At 70.3% G+C, this 16,889-nt stretch carries 8 protein-coding genes; 2 read left to right on the top strand and 6 right to left on the bottom strand.

Features of this window, described 5'->3' with window-relative positions; genetic code table 11:
- Complete coding sequence (locus AC1C2S_RS15450) at window positions 1-2,892, bottom strand: UPF0182 family membrane protein (RefSeq protein WP_495353498.1); 2,892 nt, start codon at window positions 2,890-2,892, stop codon at window positions 1-3.
- Between the two features lie 71 nt (window positions 2,893-2,963).
- The gene (locus tag AC1C2S_RS15445) at window positions 2,964-4,088 is read right to left on the bottom strand and encodes a YlbL family protein (protein ID WP_495353497.1); all 1,125 of its coding nucleotides are present in this window, start codon (window positions 4,086-4,088) and stop codon (window positions 2,964-2,966) included.
- A gap of 220 nt (window positions 4,089-4,308) precedes the next feature.
- Here AC1C2S_RS15445 and AC1C2S_RS15440 point away from each other — a divergent pair, with 220 nt between their 5' ends.
- Window positions 4,309-5,628: a zinc-dependent metalloprotease gene (locus AC1C2S_RS15440; protein ID WP_495354405.1), complete on the top strand. Its 1,320-nt coding sequence runs from the start codon at window positions 4,309-4,311 to the stop codon at window positions 5,626-5,628.
- Between the two features lie 860 nt (window positions 5,629-6,488).
- Here AC1C2S_RS15440 and AC1C2S_RS15435 read toward each other — a convergent pair.
- Window positions 6,489-8,276 (bottom strand): ATP-dependent helicase, encoded by a 1,788-nt coding sequence (locus AC1C2S_RS15435; RefSeq protein ID WP_495353496.1) that lies wholly within the window; start codon window positions 8,274-8,276, stop codon window positions 6,489-6,491.
- A complete protein-coding gene (nudC, locus tag AC1C2S_RS15430; protein ID WP_495353495.1) occupies window positions 8,261-9,211 on the bottom strand; it encodes an NAD(+) diphosphatase in 951 nt (316 codons plus the stop codon). Before nudC ends, AC1C2S_RS15435 begins: the two co-directional genes overlap by 16 nt.
- Window positions 9,212-9,303: 92 nt before the next feature.
- On the opposite strand from nudC, the gene AC1C2S_RS15425 reads away from it, so the two are divergent.
- Window positions 9,304-10,563, top strand: a complete 1,260-nt coding sequence (locus AC1C2S_RS15425) for a phosphotransferase (RefSeq protein ID WP_495353494.1) — start codon at window positions 9,304-9,306, stop codon at window positions 10,561-10,563.
- On the opposite strand, the gene AC1C2S_RS15420 is transcribed toward AC1C2S_RS15425, so the two are convergent.
- Together AC1C2S_RS15420 and AC1C2S_RS15415 are read right to left on the bottom strand one after the other, a co-directional pair.
- Entirely contained in the window at window positions 10,473-13,760 is a 3,288-nt protein-coding gene (locus AC1C2S_RS15420; protein WP_495353493.1) for an ATP-dependent helicase, read from the bottom strand. The genes AC1C2S_RS15425 and AC1C2S_RS15420 overlap by 91 nt on opposite strands.
- Window positions 13,757-16,870 (bottom strand): PD-(D/E)XK nuclease family protein, encoded by a 3,114-nt coding sequence (locus AC1C2S_RS15415; RefSeq protein WP_495353492.1) that lies wholly within the window; start codon window positions 16,868-16,870, stop codon window positions 13,757-13,759. The genes AC1C2S_RS15420 and AC1C2S_RS15415 overlap by 4 nt, the downstream gene beginning before the upstream one ends.
- Between the last annotated feature and the right edge of the window lie 19 nt (window positions 16,871-16,889).

Below are 16,889 nucleotides of genomic sequence, written 5' to 3'. Positions count from 1 at the left end.
TCACTCCTCCGAGGTCAGCACGAGCAACTGCGCGATGATCTCGGCAAGTTGGGCGTCGGCGGCGCCGTACGCCGTCCAGTCACCCTCGGCGAGCGCGGCCTGCTTGTTCTTCAGCGCCTGCGACGCCTGGTTGAGCAGTGCCTGCACTTCGTCGGTCGGCGTCACCGGCGTGGCGGGCTCATCGCCCTCGGCCGGCGGAGTCGGCTCTGCGCCGGGATCCACCTCGTTGTCGCCCGCGTCTGCGCCGGAATCGCCGCCGAAGAGCACGTCGAGCGCAAGGTCGAGCGTGTCTTGGAACGCGATCTGGTCGCCGAAGGCGACGAGCACCTTCTGCAACAGCGGATAGCTGGTGTTTCCGGTCGACTCGACGAACACGGGCTGCACGTACAGCAGGCCGCCGCCCACCGGCACCGTCAGCAGGTTGCCGTTGATCACGTTCGATTGCCCCTGCTTCAGCAGGTTCAGCGACTGGGAGACCGTGGGGTCGGAGTTGAACTTCGCCTGCACCTGGCCTGGGCCGGGCACGTTGTCGTCTTCAGGCAGGGTCAGGAGTCTCAGGTCGCCGTACCCCTCTGCGCGCTTTCCGTCGGCGTCGCCGGCATCGGCATCCACCGCAAGGTAGCCGCGAAGCACGTTCCGACTCTGGTCGCCGCGCGCCTCAGGGATGAACGTCGAGTACAGCGAGTAGCTCGGAGCGTCTTGACCCGGCATCTGCATGGTCAAGTAGTACGGCGGCTGCAGCAACGTGCTGCCGGTCTCGGCGGTCGGGTCCTTCGGCGTCGTCCAGGCGTCTTCACGCGAGTAGAACGGGATCGCCTCGGTCACGTGGTAGCGGCCGAGCACCGAGCGCTGCACCTTGAACAGGTCGGACGGGTAGCGCACGTGGCTGATGAGGTCGCCCGACATCTCGCTCATCGGCTCGATCGTCGTCGGGAAGACCTTCTGCCAGGTCTGGAGGATCGGGTCCTCGTCGTCCCACGCGTAGAGCTTGACGGTGCCGTCATAGGCGTCGACCGTCGCCTTGACGGAGTTGCGGATGTAGTTGATCTCGTCGAACGCCAGAGTGGGGGCGAGCCCCTCGCTGTCGGCGATCGCGTCGCTCATGCTGACCTTGTTGGAGTACGGATACTGGTCGGAGAGCGTGTATCCGTCGACGATCCACACGATGCGCCCATCGACGACCGAGGGGTAGACGTCGGAATCGAGCGTCAGGTACGGCGCGACCTTCTGCACCCGCTTGAGCGGCTCGCGGTCGTAGAGGATCTGCGAGTCGGTCGAGACCTGGTCGGAGAGGAAGATCTGCTCTGACTGGAACTTCAGCGCGTAGACGAGTTTCGTGAACGCGTTGTCGAGCTTCGGACCGCCGTTGCCATCGAACGTCGTCTGGGTCTGATCGGCGCCCTCGGTGCCCGACGGGTAGTCGAGCTCGATCGGCTTGGCATCCGTCGGCGCACCGACGATCGAATAGGGCGGCGAGCCCTCTCCGAAGTACACGCGCGGCTGGAAGTCGCCGAGCACGCCCGATGACGGGATGCCGGACTGCAGGAACACGGGTTGCCCGTCGACTGAGCGCTGGTTGCCTGCAGCAGCCACGAGCCCGTACCCGTGCGTGTAGACGAGGTGCGAGTTGAACCAGGTCTCTGCGTCACCGAGGCCCGAGATCTTCACGTCTCGCACGGCGACGACCGTGTCTTGCGTCGCGCCATCGATCTCGTAGCGGTCGACGTCGAGCTGTTCGGGGAACTGGTAGTACTGGCGGAACTGTTCGAGCTGCTGGAAGGCCGGCGAGATCACGAGCGGATCCATGAGGCGGATGCTCGCCGTCGTTGCGGCATCCGCACGCAGCGCGCCGGACTCGGCATCGGTCTTCGCCTCGAACGGAATCTCTTCGACGTCGGCGACGCCGTAGGCATCCCGAGTGAGGTCGATATTGCGCTGGATGTACGGCTCTTCGAGCGAGCGAGCGCTCGGGTCGACCTGGAACCGCTGCACGACCCACGGGTAGAGCGAGCCGATGAGGAGGCTGGAAACGATCAGCAGCGCGGTGCCGACGAGTGGCAGACGCCAACGGCCGATGATGGCCGTGATGAAGAACAGGATGGCGACGACGGCCGCGATGGCTGCGAGGATGCCTCGGCCGGGGATCGTCGCATTGACATCGGTATACGAGGCACCCGTGAAGAGCGAACCGGTCTCGGTGACGGTCGCGTACTGGTCGAGCCAGATGCTGACGGCCTGGAGCAGCAGATAGAGACCCGCGGTGACCGCGATCTGGATGCGGGCGGACTTCGAGATGACGACCTCGCGGCCGCTGACCCGCAGCGCACCGTAGAGGTAGTTCGTTGCGATGACGAGCAGCACCGAGAGCAGCACGACGGCCGAGGCGAAGCCCACGATCGCGCGGAAGAAGGGGAGTTCGAAGACGAAGAAGCCCACGTCGAAGCCGAATTGCGGATCGGTCGTGCCGAACGGCGTGCGGTTCAGCCACGCGAGGGTGAGTTCCCAGCGACTGGACGCCGAGACGCCCGCGAAGATGCCGAGCACCACGGGGATGCCGTACATCGCGAGCCGGCGCAGGGGCTCGAAGACCTCTTGGTAGCGGTCGAGCTGTGAATTCAGCTTCGCGTACACCGGACGCGAACGATACGCGATCTGAATGGACCCCCACACCGGCAGCGCCATGGCGAAGAAGCCGATCGCGAAGAGCACGATGCGGGCGACCCACTCGGTGGTGAGCACCGAGAGGAAGCCGAGCTGGTCGTACCAGAGCACGTCGGCGTAGACCCCGGCGAAGGCGAAGAACGCGATGACGAGAACTGCCACCACACCGATCGTGATGGCGATCGGCGCGCGACGGCGCTGAGTCCTCGGTTCGTGCGGTTGTGCTGACACTCTCGGCCTCGTGTTCGGTCGGGTTGGGATCGAGACTCCATCCTAGAGTCGCGTTCCTTGGAATCGGCTGTTCAGGCGGCCGGGCAGGCTCGGTACGAGCCCGTGACCTCTCCGTCGGCGAGGTCTTCGACGATCTGGCGGGCCTCATCGAGGGTCGTCACCGCGAACACGGTGAGTCCATCGGGAACGTGCCCGGCGACTTCGTCGCAGTTCGCCTCGGGAGCGAGGAACCAGTCGGCACCGGCCCTTTCAGCGCCCCAGAGCTTCTGACGGATGCCGCCGATGGCGCCCACGTCGCCCGACGAGTCGATCGTTCCCGTGCCCGCGACGATCTCGCCGCCCGTCATCGCATCGGGCGTCAGTTTGTCGACGATGCCGAGAGCGAACATCATGCCCGCGCTCGGTCCGCCCACGTTGTCGAGTTGCAATTCGACATCGATCGGGAACTCGTAGTGCATGCGCACACCCACGCCGAGCACTGCGACGCCGTCTCGGGAGACGGGGACCACCTCGACGGTGAGCGGGCTGCCGTCACGGACGAGCTCGATCTGCGCAGGAGCATCCGAGCCGTGCTCGCCCACCGCCGCCTGGAGCTCGCCGATCGAGTTGACCGGTGTGCCGTCGAGGGAGACGATGATGTCGCCCTCCTCGATGATGCCCTCGGCCGGCGAGCCCTCGAGGAGACCGGCGACCGTCACCTCGCGTGGGAAGTCGTAGCCGAGCTCGACGAGCGCGGCCGCGATCGCGTCTTGTTGCGAATCGACCATCGCGGCCGAGTTCTGGGCGTCGCGGTCTTCGTTGCTGACGCCCGGAGGGAAGATCGCCTCGACGGGCACGACCGAACGCGTGCGGTCGAGCCAGGCGGCGATGACCTCGAGCCAGTTCGGCGTCTGACCGGGCCGACCCACGATCGAGACGGTGAGCAGATTGAGCTCGCCGTCGGTGGGGTAGGTGGTCTCATCGGGGATCTCGATGAGCGGAACTTCTTCGTCGTCACCGTTCTCGGCCACGCCGAGGGTGTCGTAGACGGGGCCGGGCTGCTCGATCACGTACGGCGACGGCATCAGCGCGAAGACGATGCCGATCACGATCGCGATCGCGAGGGCGCTCCAGCCGATGCGTTCGGCGCGCGAACGGCGGCCGGGGCGTGCCGACGGCGAAGACGACGCCGACGGCTCGTCGGAGAAGAGGGCCATCCGATCATCCTTCCGGGGCGACGGGTCGTCGCTGTTGCACGCGCCGGGGTCGACGCTGTTCGCGAAGGGCGGACACCCGGAACGCCCAGCCTAGGCCATTTCCCAGACATGCGGCCGTGCCGCGGCGTTACGGTTGATGTAACGCGACTGGGAGGTGGCGAGAGTGGCCGATCGGCATGATGAGCCCGACGACCGGAGCCCCGAAGACGAGTTCCGAGAGATGCTCAGTGAGCTGCTCTCGGGTGCCGGCGGCATCGATCCGTCGAGCCTCGCGGGCGCCGCAGGTCTGCCCAACGACCCGGCGAGCCTCGCGGCGCTGTTCGGCCAGTTGCAGCAAGCGATGAACCGCGCCGACGACGGCATCGACTGGAGCGTCGCGATTCGCCAGGGTGAAGAGCGCGCCGCAACCGGCCAGCGTCAGATCGGCGACGAAGAGAGCGCCCGACTCGACCAGGCATTCCAAGTGGCATCCCTCTGGCTCGATGAGGCAGTCGATTTCGGCGCACTGCCCGGCACCCCCGAGCTGCTCACCCGACGTGCATGGGTCACCGCGACGATGCCCATCTGGTCGCAACTGGCCGAGCCCGTCGCGCTCTCCATCTCCGATGCGCTGACCCGCGTCATGAGCGAGCAGGCGCCCGAAGAGATGCGGCAGATGATCGAGGGCGCGAGTCGCATGATGCGCGGCATCGGCGGTGCGCTCTTCGCCATGCAGCTCGGGCAGGTCGTCGGCCAGCTCGCAACCGAGGTCGTCTCAGGCGGCGACATCGGCATTCCGCTCCTCGACGACGGACGTGCAGCGATCCTGCCGCAGAACGCGGCGGCCTTCGGCGAAGACCTCGACATTCCGACCGACCAGGTCGAGCTCTACCTCGCCGTACGCGAACTCGCGCACGCGCGGCTCTTCCGGCACGCACGGTGGTTGCGCCTCCACCTGATCACCGCGATCACGGCCTTCGCCCGCGGCATCGACATCGACACCGAGCGGCTCGAAGAGCTCGCCGAGGGGTTCGACCCCTCGAACACCGAAGAACTCCGCAACGCCGTCGTCAACGGCGCCCTCATCCGGGCGAAGAGCGAACCGCAGCAGGCCGCGCTCGCGCGGCTCGAGACGATGCTCGCCCTCGTCGAGGGCTGGGTCGACGCGGCCACGGCCGATGCGACCGGGCGACTGCCGAAGTCCGACGCGATCGCGGAGTCGATCCGTCGTCGTCGCGCCTCAGGCGGTCCGGCTGAGTCCGCGTTCGCGACGCTCGTCGGCCTCGAGCTGCGCCCCCGCCGCCTTCGCGACGCGACCGCCATGTGGCGGGCCGTCACGGATGCCGTCGGCGTCGAGGCGCGAGACGCGCTCTGGGCCCACCCCGACCTCCTGCCGACCTCGGAAGACCTCGACGACCCGGCTCGCCTCGTCGCGCGCCTCACCGGCACCGACACGGCCGAGGCCGAAGCCGACGACGAGTTCGACCAGGCGCTCGAGCAGCTCCTCCGCGGTGAGACGCCGGCGGCGCCGGGCGAAGACGGCGAGGAGCCGACCGCCTGAGTGGCAGCGGCAGGCCGTTTCGGGCCCAGCCTGTGGAGGAATTCCGCGGTGGCTCGCGCGATTCGGGCAAGCTCTCGGCATGTCACCGCGCATCGATCCGAACCTCCCCCTCGTGTGGCGCACGCCGACCGAGCTGCAGCTCGGAGCCACGCCGCGCGTGGTGCTGAGCGAGCCGGGTGAGTTCGAGATCGGACTGATCACGGCGTTGCGGCACGGCGTCTCGGTGCGCACGCTGCAGACGATCGGTGGGGGGCTCGGAGGTTCGCCGCACGACGTGCGGACGCTGCTCGACGTGCTCGCGCCGACGTTCGAGGCAGCACCCGAGACCGCGCACGAGACGACCGCAGACACCGCATCGGCTCCCGCGCCGGAACGAGCGGATGCCGCGGCATCCGCTCGCTCGTCGCGCCTGGTCGCCCTCGACGCGCCACCGGCCATCTCGCGCCTGCTCGCGGCGAACCTCGCCGCCCTCGACTACGAGACGCTGCCCGCCGACGAGGCCGCTGCCGCAGCCGACCCCGCCCCCATCGCACTCGCCGTCATCGTCGCCCCGTGGGTGATCTCCCCCGCCAGGCACCTGCCCTGGCTGCGCGGCGACGTACCCCACCTCGCCGTCGTCTTCGACGATGCGGGCACGCGCGTCGGTCCGCTCGTCGAGCCCGGCCGCGGCCCGTGCCTGCGCTGCCTCGACCTCGCACGGCGCGACCAAGACACGGCGTGGCCGGTGGTCGCAGCCCAACTCGCGGGTCGGCCGGCGGCGAGCTGCACGCCGCGGGCGGCGCACGATGCCGCCGCACTGGCGGCATCCCTCGTCGATGATCGACTCTCGCACGGGCTCGAGCGACTGCGCGACGCCTCGCTCAGGCTCGCGCAGCCCGGCGCCCGCGTGCAGCAGACGCACCACCCGGCGCATCCCGAGTGCGGGTGCCGAGCTCCTGCAGGAACCGTGACGGCTCCCGTTCGCCTCGATATCCGCCGCCCTGCCGCGGCCAGCTCAGCTCGAGGCGCTGCCGTGCCCGCGTGATGCCGACGTACAGCAACCGCCGCTCCTCGTCGATCGCCTCGAGCCCCTTCGCATATGCGATCGGGAGCATGCCTTCGGTGAGGCCGACGATGTACACCTCGTTCCACTCCAGGCCCTTGGCTGAGTGCAGGGTCGCGAGCGTCACGGCGGCGACCGTCGGCTCGTGCTGCGCCTCGGCGCGGGCGCGCAGCTCGTCGGCGAAGGTGCGGAACGTGGTGCCCGCAGGCGCGTCGTCGACGAGCCGGGCGATCGCGTTCAGCGACTCCCAGCGGGCGCGCACCGCGCCGGGCCCGTCGGGAGCCTGTGCGGTCCAGCCGAGCGCGCGCAACACATCGCTGACGGACTTGAACAGCGGCTCGCCCGCGATCGTGAGTGCCGCCGCGCGCAATGCGTGCACCGCCTCGCGCACCTCGGGCTGGTCGAAGAACCGCGCGGCGCCGCGCACCCGCGACCCGACGCCGACCTCCTCGAGCGCGCGCTCGAGGATCGCCGACTGAGAGTTCACGCGCATGAGCACCGCGATCGACTCGGGCGGGATGGCCGCATCGATACGTGCCCGAATGCGAGTCGCGACGCCACGCGCCTCGGCGAGGTCGTCGGCGTACTCGACGATCGTCGGTTCGGCGGTCGCCGCCGGCGCCAGGGCCGGGGCCGGCGCATCCGCTTCGCCGGTGACCGCCTCGAGCCGGAGGGCACCGGCACGACCGCGCATGAGCCGGTTCGCGACGTCGATGATCGCCGCCGTCGACCGGTAATTGCGCTCGAGGCGCACGACAGTCGCGCCCTCGAACCGCCGCTCGAAGTCGAGCAGGTAGTCGGCGCTCGCACCGGCGAACGAGTAGATCGTCTGGCTCGCGTCGCCCACGACGCACAGATCGCGGCGGCCTCCGAGCCAGAGGTCGAGCAACTGCTGCTGGGCAGGCGAGACGTCTTGATACTCGTCGACGATGAAGTGCCGATAGCTCTCGCGCACATGCATGGCCACGGATGCCTCGGACTCGATCATGCCCGCCGTCGCGAGCAGCACGTCTTCGAAGTCGAGCATGCGCCGCTCGTCTTTCAGTGACTCATAGGCGTCGACGACGGCGAGGAACTGCTCCGACGTGAGATCGCCGGGAGCGCCACGGGCGGCGAGCCGCGCCGTGTACGCGTCGGGTCCGACGCAGGCGACCTTGCGCCACTCGATCTCAGCCGCGACATCGCGCAGCGTCGCCGCGTCGACTCGGACTCGTGCGCGTTCGGCGGCCTGGCCGAGCAATCGGCCCTTGTACTCGAGCACCCGCGGCGCACCCCCGCCGACGACGATGGGCCAGAAGTGGTTCAACTGCGCCAGCGCAGCCGCGTGGAACGTGCGCGCCTGCACCCCGCCTGCACCGAGCGCCCGAAGCCGCGCCCGCAGCTCGGCGGCAGCTCGCGACGTGAAGGTGAGCGCCATCACGCGCGCGGGGTCGTAGGCGCCCGACGCCACCCCGTAGGCGATGCGGTGCGTGATCGCCCGCGTCTTGCCCGTGCCGGCGCCCGCGAGCACGCACACCGGGCCGAGCAGGGCCTCGGCCGCGACGCGCTGCTCGTCGTCGAGCGCATCGAGCAGCGGGTCGGATGCCGTGGTCACGATGTCGACCATGCGGGCCCGATCCCCTCGGGGTCGAGGGGGCCGCCGTACCAGCGCTCGAGCAACCATCGTGCGATCGAGGTCTCGCCCGGCAGGCCGATGTCGGCACGCGCGGCAGCGAGTTCGCCGCGCGTGAACCAGCGCAGCTCGAGGATCTCCTCGCCATCGGGCACCGCCGACGACGGGGCGACCGACGGCGCCACCCGCGCACTGAAGCCGAGCATGAGGCTCGCGGGGAACGGCCACGGCTGGGATGCGACGTACTCGACCCGATCGACCTCGATGCCGGCTTCCTCCTGGATCTCACGGATGACGGCGGCCTCGAGCGTCTCGCCGGGCTCGACGAAGCCCGCGAGCAGCGAGAACCTGTGCTGCGCCCAGAGCGCGTTCGAGCCGAGCAGCACCCGGTCGTCGTCGTCGGTCACGAGCACGATCACGGCCGGATCGGTACGCGGGAAGTGCTGGCTGCCTTCGGCGCTGCAGCGCCTGGACCAGCCCGCCTGCACGCTCTCGGTCTCCGCCCCGCATCGGGGACACCGCACGTGCCGCTCATGCCAGTTGGCGAGCGCCAGCGCCTCGACGAAGAGGCTCGCATCCCGTTCGCCGAGCACCGGCGCCGCGTCACGCAGGCCCTGCCAGCGTGCACTTTCGGGTTCGATGATGCCCGCGGCATCCTCGTCGAAGACCCGCAGCTCGAACCTGACGCCTGCCTCGCGGCCAAGATAACAGCGCAGCAGGGGCGACGGCATGCCCGTGGGGCCTGCCAGCTGCAGCGCCGGCGCCGAACCTTCGACCCGCTCGGCGATGAGGGCGCGGCCTCGGTGCACGGCGATGACGCGGGTCTCGGGGTCGGCATCGAGCGACGCCTCGAGCCCTGGATCGGCCCGCGACGCGGCATCCCGGTCGATCGTCGAACGCGCGAACACCGGCGATGTCGGTTCGGTCACATGCCACCTCTCGATGCCCGGTTCGGAGTCGGAGTCGGCCGGAAGGCGTGGCGGTCGCCCACAGCCGCGATTGCCTGCTTAAGCTGTGTGCCATGGCCAGATCTCCACTCACTCTAGCCGCGTTGGCCACGGCGGCGGTGCCCGGTCTCGAGGTGCGAGCGGTTCGTTCGCACACTCGGAAGAGTCACGGCGCGTTCGACGCCGTACTCCTCCGGAGCACCGACGATCGTCTGCTGGTGCTGCGGATTCCACGATCGCAAGCCGCCGAATCCGAGCAGTCGGCCGATCTCGTCGCGCTCCGTGCGCTCACCCACGGCATCCGCTCGCTCATGCCGTTCGGCGTTCCCGAAGTGGTCGGCCAAGCACCGATCGACGGCACCCGTGCGGTCGTCACGAGCTACGTGCCCGGAGCTGCTCGAACTGCTGACGAGCTCACCGAGCACGACGGCATCGCCACCTCGGTCGGCCTCGCCCTCGCCGCGGTGCACAACCTGCCGAGCGCGTTCATCGCCGACGCCGGCCTGCCGCGGCAGACCGCCGACGAAGCGCATGACGCCGTCGTCGACGTCATCGATCGCGCCGCTGACACCGGCCACCTGCCCGCCGCCCTGCTGCGACGCTGGGAGGAAGCGACCGACGACGCCTCCCTCTGGCGCTTCCGCCCTACCGTCATCAACGGGGCACTCGCCGCCGACTCGCTGCTCGTCGACGGCGAGACGGTGACCGGCCTCATCGGGTGGTCGGCGCTCGCCCAGGGCGACCCGGCACGCGATATGCACTGGCTGCTCACCTCGCGAGGGACCGCAGCCGAGCGCGCCCTCGACGGCTACTTCGGCGCGCGCGATGGCGGCGCCGACGCGCACCTGCCGCAGCGCGCGCTGCTCTACGGCGAGCTGGAGCTCGCGAGGTGGCTGCTGCACGGTGTCGAAGTGCGCGACGATGCCATCATCACCGACGCCGTCGCGCTGCTCGACGGGCTCGTCGAGAGCGTGCACGATCGCTCGAGCGAGCCCCTCTCGCCCGAGACCGGCCCGATCCTCACGGTCGGCGACGTCGAGCGACTCCTCGACGAAACGCCGCGGGAGACTCTGCCGCGCGAAGGCGGGGCGAGCCTCCTGACCGACAGCTACGACTTCTCAGAACTCGAACGTCGCGAGGCGGGCGAACGCGACACCGCACCGTTCGACGCCACCGCCCCGATTCCGCTCGATCTCTCGGACTGGGGTGACGCAACGCCCGAGAGTGAAGGTGGCGCAGCACCTCAGCGAGACGGCGAGGCCGCCACCGACGTCGGAGCCGCTCCGGATGCCGCGACCGACGCCCACGCGCGTCGCAACGCCGCTTCGTCGTAGATCGCATCGGGCCGGATGACCCGGTCGTCTTCGACGAAGTAGAACACGGCGTCGATCTGCCCGGGCTCGATGCCGGCCCAGTTGGCGTACGCGAGTCGGTAGAGCGCGAGCTGCGTCTGCTTCAGCTCGAGGTCGTGCGCGTCACGCGGCGCCTTGCCCGTCTTCCAGTCGACGACCTGGTAGCGGATGCCGCGACGCCCGAGTTCGCTCGAGGGCGCCACCTCGTAGACCGCGTCGAGCTTGCAGACGAAGACGTTGTCACCGATCGGCAGATGCAGCTCGATCTCGACGGCGGACGGCTTGCGGCCGCCCCACTCGGACGCCTCGAAGGTCGTCTGCAGTGTGCGCAGCCGCTCGGGTGAGGCGTCGGTGACGCCACGGTCACGGGTCGCGTCGAGCTCGGCGAAGGCATCGAGACCGTCGAGCGCATCGATCGCCGCAGTCTCGAACTCGCCCGTCGACCGCTGCTCGACCCACTGGTGGAACAGGGTGCCGATGCGGGTGGCCCGGAACGGGCGCTGCGGCATCGGCCTGCGCAGCTGCGCGGCGACGGCAACAGGGTCGTCGACGTAGTCCTTGAACCGGGATGCCGGCACGCGCACGGGCACCTCGGCGTTCGCGAGTCCCTCGGCGCGGAGGCGGCGCTCTTCGAGGAGCATCCGGATGCGATCGGCCAGAACCGGGCCGATGCCCTCGCCGCTCGGGCGTTCGGCCGCGGCGCGCACCGCGGTCGCCGCCGCGGTGACGGCGTGCCGACGAGTACCCAGCGGGTCGAGCGGCCAGCGCACGCGCTCGGTCGAGCCTGACCGCGGATTCTCATCGGACTCGGGTGCCACGGGAAACACGCTCGCCTCGAGCACGCCGGCGGTCACGAGTTCGCGAAGGAAGGGGCTGGGCTTTCGCGGCGCCTTCTGGCCCGCCCACCACGAGCCCGACACGAGGAGGTCGCTGCGCGTGCGAGTGAGCGCGACGTAGGCGAGGCGCCGCTCCTCTTCGGCATGACGCTCGCGATTCTCTGCTGCGAACGCGGTGACCGCACGGTCGAAGTCCGCCTGGCTCTGCGAGCCTCGCCACGCCAGCTCGGGCAGCTCATCGGCGTCGCCCTTGAACTCGTTGGGCAACTCGCCGAAGGCGAGCCATCCTTTCGAAGATCGAGGCTTGGACGGCAACTCGTCGTCGACCATGCGCGGTATCGCCACGACGTCCCACTCGAGGCCCTTCGATCCGTGGATCGAGAGCACCTGCACGGCGCCCGGCTCGGGTTCGTCTTGCCGGGGCGCGAGCCGGTCGCGCTGCTCGGCTTCGGTGAGCCAGCCCAGGAACGCGCCGAGTGTGGGGTGCTCCGAGACCTCCGCGAATCCGGCGAGCAGTTCGTCGAACGCCTCGAGGCTCGGTGCACCGAGGGGCTGCGCGGCATTGGCCGCGACCTCGATGTCGAGCAGCATTTCCTGCTGCACGAGGCTGACGAAGTCGATGAGGCCGAGCCCTGCGCGCCGTCTCAGCGACTGGAGCTGCGCACCGGCCCGACGCATGCGCGCAAGCCCCACGTCGCTGAACCGGGCGAGCGCGGAGTGCGAGTCGGGTGCCACGAGCAGGAAGTCGAGAGCGTCGACGATCGACGGCGACTCGTCGGGCGCGATTGAGGCGCGAAGCCCCGCTCGCACCTCGTCGCCGAGCCGTCGGGTGGCGAGGTCGCGGTCGGCGAGCCACTTCGCAAGCCCGTGCAGCGCAGCGAGATCGGCGGATCCGATGCGCCAGCGGGCACCACCGAGTACTCGCACGAGCTCTGAGCCCGCCGTCGGGTCGTTGAGTACCCGGAGCACGCAGACGAGGTCGGCGATCACGGGCTGATCGAGGAGGCCCGCCATGCCGAGCACGTGCACCGGAACCCCTTTCGCCCGCAGCGCCGCCGTGAAGACGCCGACGTTGGCGAAGGTGCGACAGAGCAGCGCCCCACTCCGGGCTCCCTCACGCGGGCCGCCGTTCGGGCCGCGCCCGAGTCGCTCGTGGAACCACGTCGCCACGAGTTCGGCCTCGTGCTCGATGGTCTCCGCCCACGCGGCATCCAGTCGCCCCGGCTGTGCGAACGGCGACGCACCCAGCGGCGCCTTCGGGATGCCGGCATCGAGCGGCTGGATGAGCGTGTTCGCCGCGTCGAGCACGACCCGCGGATTGCGCCAGCTCGTGGAGAGGTCGTACACGGCGGCGTCACCGGCGACCGCGAAGTCGGGCCCGAAGCGTGCGAGGTTCGCGGCGCTCGCCCCGCGCCATCCGTAGATCGACTGGTCGGGGTCGCCCACCGCCATCACGGCGTGCCCGCCGAACAGCGTGGCGAGCAGCCGGGTCTGAACGACACTCGTGTCTTGGTACTCGTCGAGGAGCACGGTGCGGTACCGCTCGCGATGCTCGGCGACCACCTCTGGGTGCCCCTCGCAGATCGCGAGGGCGAGCGCCACCTGGTCGGAGAACTCGACGAAGCCCTTCTGCTGCTTCGCCGCTGAGTACGCGTCGGCGAGTTCGAGCATCGGCGGCAGTGCGCCGACGACGCCGAGCGCGTCGACGAACGAGGTGAAGTCGGTGCGCTTGCGCGGAGCCTCGATGGGCAGCCCCTGCATTGCGAGGAAATCGCGGGTCATTGCGCGAACATCGCGGCTGTCGACGACGTTCTCGGCGAGCGCCCGGCTGAGTGCGAGCACCGCCGCCGTGACTTTGTCGAGCGAGGCGTCGAGTTCGACGAGTCGCGGGTCGGCCGACGCCGCGACAACCGAGCGCGCGAGCTGCCACGCGGATGCCTCGCCGAGCACGGCGGCGTCGGGTTCTCGACCGATGAGCATGGCGTGCTCGCGGTAGATCGCGCTCGCGAAGGCGTTGTACGTGCCCACCGAGGCGGACTCGAGCGGATCGAGAGACACCTCTGCAATGCCCAGCGAGACGAGTTGCGCGATGCGCTCCCGGATGCGCTCGGCGAGCTCCCCTGCCGCCTTGCGTGTAAAAGTGAGGCCGAGCACCTCGGGTACGGCGACGTGGGAATTGGCGAGGAGCCAGACCACGCGGTTCGCCATCGTCTCGGTCTTGCCGCTGCCCGCGCCGGCAACAACGATGCTCTGCCCCTGCGGATCGGCTTCGATGACCGCGCGCTGCTCGGCGGTGGGCGCGTGCAGGCCGAGACGTGCGGCGATGTCGGCGGCGTCGATCACGCCGAGACCGCCGGCACGAGGTGCACCCGGTACTGCCAGCCGCCGAAGCGCGAGCGGTAGCCCAGTTCGGCCGGTCCCTCGAACTCGCTGCCCGCCATCGTGCGCGCTACGGCCCCGAGCCGGTCTCGGAACTCCGCCTCTGCATCGTCGTCGAACGGTTGCTGCGCTCGTTCGGTGAAGGCCATGCCGCGGGTCGGCTTCGCGAGGTAGACGAGTTTCGCACCCCCGTGAGTGCCGGCGCCGGGCAGCTCCCCGGCCCGAGCGGCCAGCTGGTACGCGGCGAGCTGCGGGTGGGCTGCGGTCTCCGCCGCCGAGGGCGGCGTGCGGCCGGTCTTCAGGTCGACGATCACCGTGGTGCCGTCGGGTGACGCCTCGACCCGGTCGATGGTGCCCGAAATGCGCACGCGATCGACGATGAGCGTGAATCGGCCCTCGGCGCCCAGCAGCACCTTGCCGTCGTCGGTGAAGTTGCCGAGGTAATCGGATGCTCCTTCGGCCATGCGTCGCGCGCCGCGACGTTCGCGCTCGGCCACCCAGCCGGCCTCGAACCGCAACTCGCGCCAGCGCTCCTCGACGGCCGCCCAGAGCGTCTCGACACTCGTGTCGCCGTCGTCACGGGCACCCGCCTCTTCGACGACGGCATGCACGATCGTGCCGATCGAGGCGGCGAGCCCCGATGGCGGGGAGGCGACATGGTCGATGAACCAGCCGAGCGGCGACTCTTCAGCGCGGTCGATCTGCGACGGCGAGACGGCGACGAGCGCCTCGGGGTCGCCGTCGAGATCGACGAGTGGCGCCGTCGTCGAGGGCTCGGCGAGTCCGTACCACTCGTCGGGGTGCGCGCCGGGTACCCCCTGCTCGGCGAGGAGCGCTAGCGCCGCCGACACCTCGCCCGTTGCCGCGCCCGGCACTGCGCTCGTCGCCTCTTCGCGCAGCGCGCCGACGAGTCCGCGCAAGTGCAGGGGGCGCCGCCGGGCGGCCTTGATGCGTTCGGTCGCGTACCCCATGAGCATCGACGGCTGCTCATCGTCGTTGGCGGTGCAGCTCAGCACGAGTTGCCGGTTCGCTCGCGAAGCGGCGAGCACGAACAACCGCAGTTCGTCGCCGCGCACCGAGGCGCGCGCCTCGGCGACCGTCTCGGGTGTCGGGAGCGGAGCGCCGGCGCGCGCAGCAGCGACCACCCGCGGCACGAGCGCCGCATGGAGGAGCGTGCCCCGAGGGCGCAGGTTCGGCCACACTCCGTCTTGCAGCCCCGCGATGACGACGACGTCGAACTCCCGGCCGATGACGGCGGGCGGAGTGGTCACGAGCACGGTCTCCGCCGAGCGTTGCGGCGCGAGCGAGTCTTCGGGCAGTTCGCTCGCGAGCACCTCATCGACGAAGCGCACGGCCGGAGCATCCGGCTCGCGTTCCACGAAGCGCTGGGCGGCGGCGAACAGGGCGACGGCCGCGTCGAGCGAACGGTTGGCCTCTTCTGCCAGCACGCCCGTGCCGGCCGCCTGGGCGCCCCACTCGGTGGGCAGGCCGCTGCCCTCCCAGAGCGACCACAGCACCTCTTCGATCGTGCCGCCGCGCTGCGCGACGCCGCGAGCGGTCGAGAGGAGCTTGGCCAGGCGTGCCGCCCGTCGTGCCGGGGCCGCGTCGATCGTCTCGAAGCCGCCGGGTACCTCGAGTGCCTCGACGAGGAGTTCGTCGGCCGTGCGCGAGCCGTCGACCGCGAGCTCTTCATGCCGCAGTGCGAGCCGGAGCCGGCGGAGGCCGACGCTGTCGAGCCGGCCGAGCGGCCCCGTGAGCACGGTGACCGCGAGTTCGAGCGTGAGCGGTTCGCGATCGAGCACCAGAGACGTCGCGGCAAGCAACGCGGCAGCCGCTGGCGCGTCGCGGAGGGCCGTTCGCACGGCGCTGCCGGCGGTGGGAACATCCGCGAGCGCGAGCCCGCGCTCGAACGCCGGCACATCGCCGCCGGAGCGCAGCACCACTGCCATCGACGACCACGGCACGCCGTCGAGCAGATGACGCTCTCGCAACACGGCCGCAACGGCCTGGCACTCGGCAGCGTGCGACGACACCTCGATGCCGAGCACCGCGGCGAGCGGGTCGGGCTCGATCGCCGCGTGACGCTCGGCCGTGCGATGCGTGCCGCCGAGGGCCGTTCCGATGTGCTGGCTCACCGACTGGACGATCGCACGCAGCTCGGGTCGACCCCGGTGCACGACAGGCAACTCGACGCGGCGCACGGACTCGCCGCCGAGCACCGAGCCGAGTGAGCCGAGCAGCTCGGCCCGCCCGCCGCGGAATCCGTTGGATGCCACGTCAGGGTCTCCGAGCGCCACCACGCCGACGCCGCGGGCCGCGAACGCGCCGAGCAGCGCCGCGGTCGTCTCGGTCGCCTCCTGCGCGTCGTCGACCACGACGAGGCGTACCCGCTCGAGCGCCCCAAGGGCCGCGGCAGCGGAGGCATCCGTCATGCTGCGCCTCACGATCGCCGCCGCGAACGCACCGAGCTCTGAGGAGTCGTACTGGGTCGGCCGCAGCTGCGCCTTCACCTCGTCGTACTCGTCGAGGAAGCCAGCGGCGGCGACCCACTCGGGCCGGCCGGCACGCTCGCCGAGCGTTGCGAGTGCCGCGGCGTCGACACCGTGTTCGACCGCCCGCATGAGCAGGTCGCGCAACTCGGAACGGAATCCCCGGAGCACTCGCACCTCTGGGGTCAGCGGGTCGGGCCACTCGGGCCCGAAGCCGTCGCGGATGCCGCCGTCGATGAGCTCCCCGATGATCTGGTCGTGCTCGCCGCCCGTGAGGAGCGTGACGGATGTACCGGTGAACGCACGCACCAGCTGGAACGCGATGGAGTTCGCCGTGCGGGCGAGCGGACCTCTCGTCGTGATGCCGAGGCGCACCGCGAGCCGATCGCGCAGCGAGGTCGCGGCGACACGTGTCGCCGAGATCACGAGCACCTCGTCGGTGGCGTACCCGAGCCGCTCGACACGGTCGGCGACGAGCTCGATCGCAAAAGTCGTCTTGCCGCTGCCGGGAGCCCCGAACACCGCTGCGTGCTCGCCATCGACGATGCTCGGGAGTGGTGCTGCGGATGTCGCGGTGGCCTGCATGTGGGCAACGGTAACGGGT

The organism is Agromyces sp. Y782 (assembly GCF_059445405.1).
This window is presented reverse-complemented; position numbering and strand designations above follow the sequence as displayed.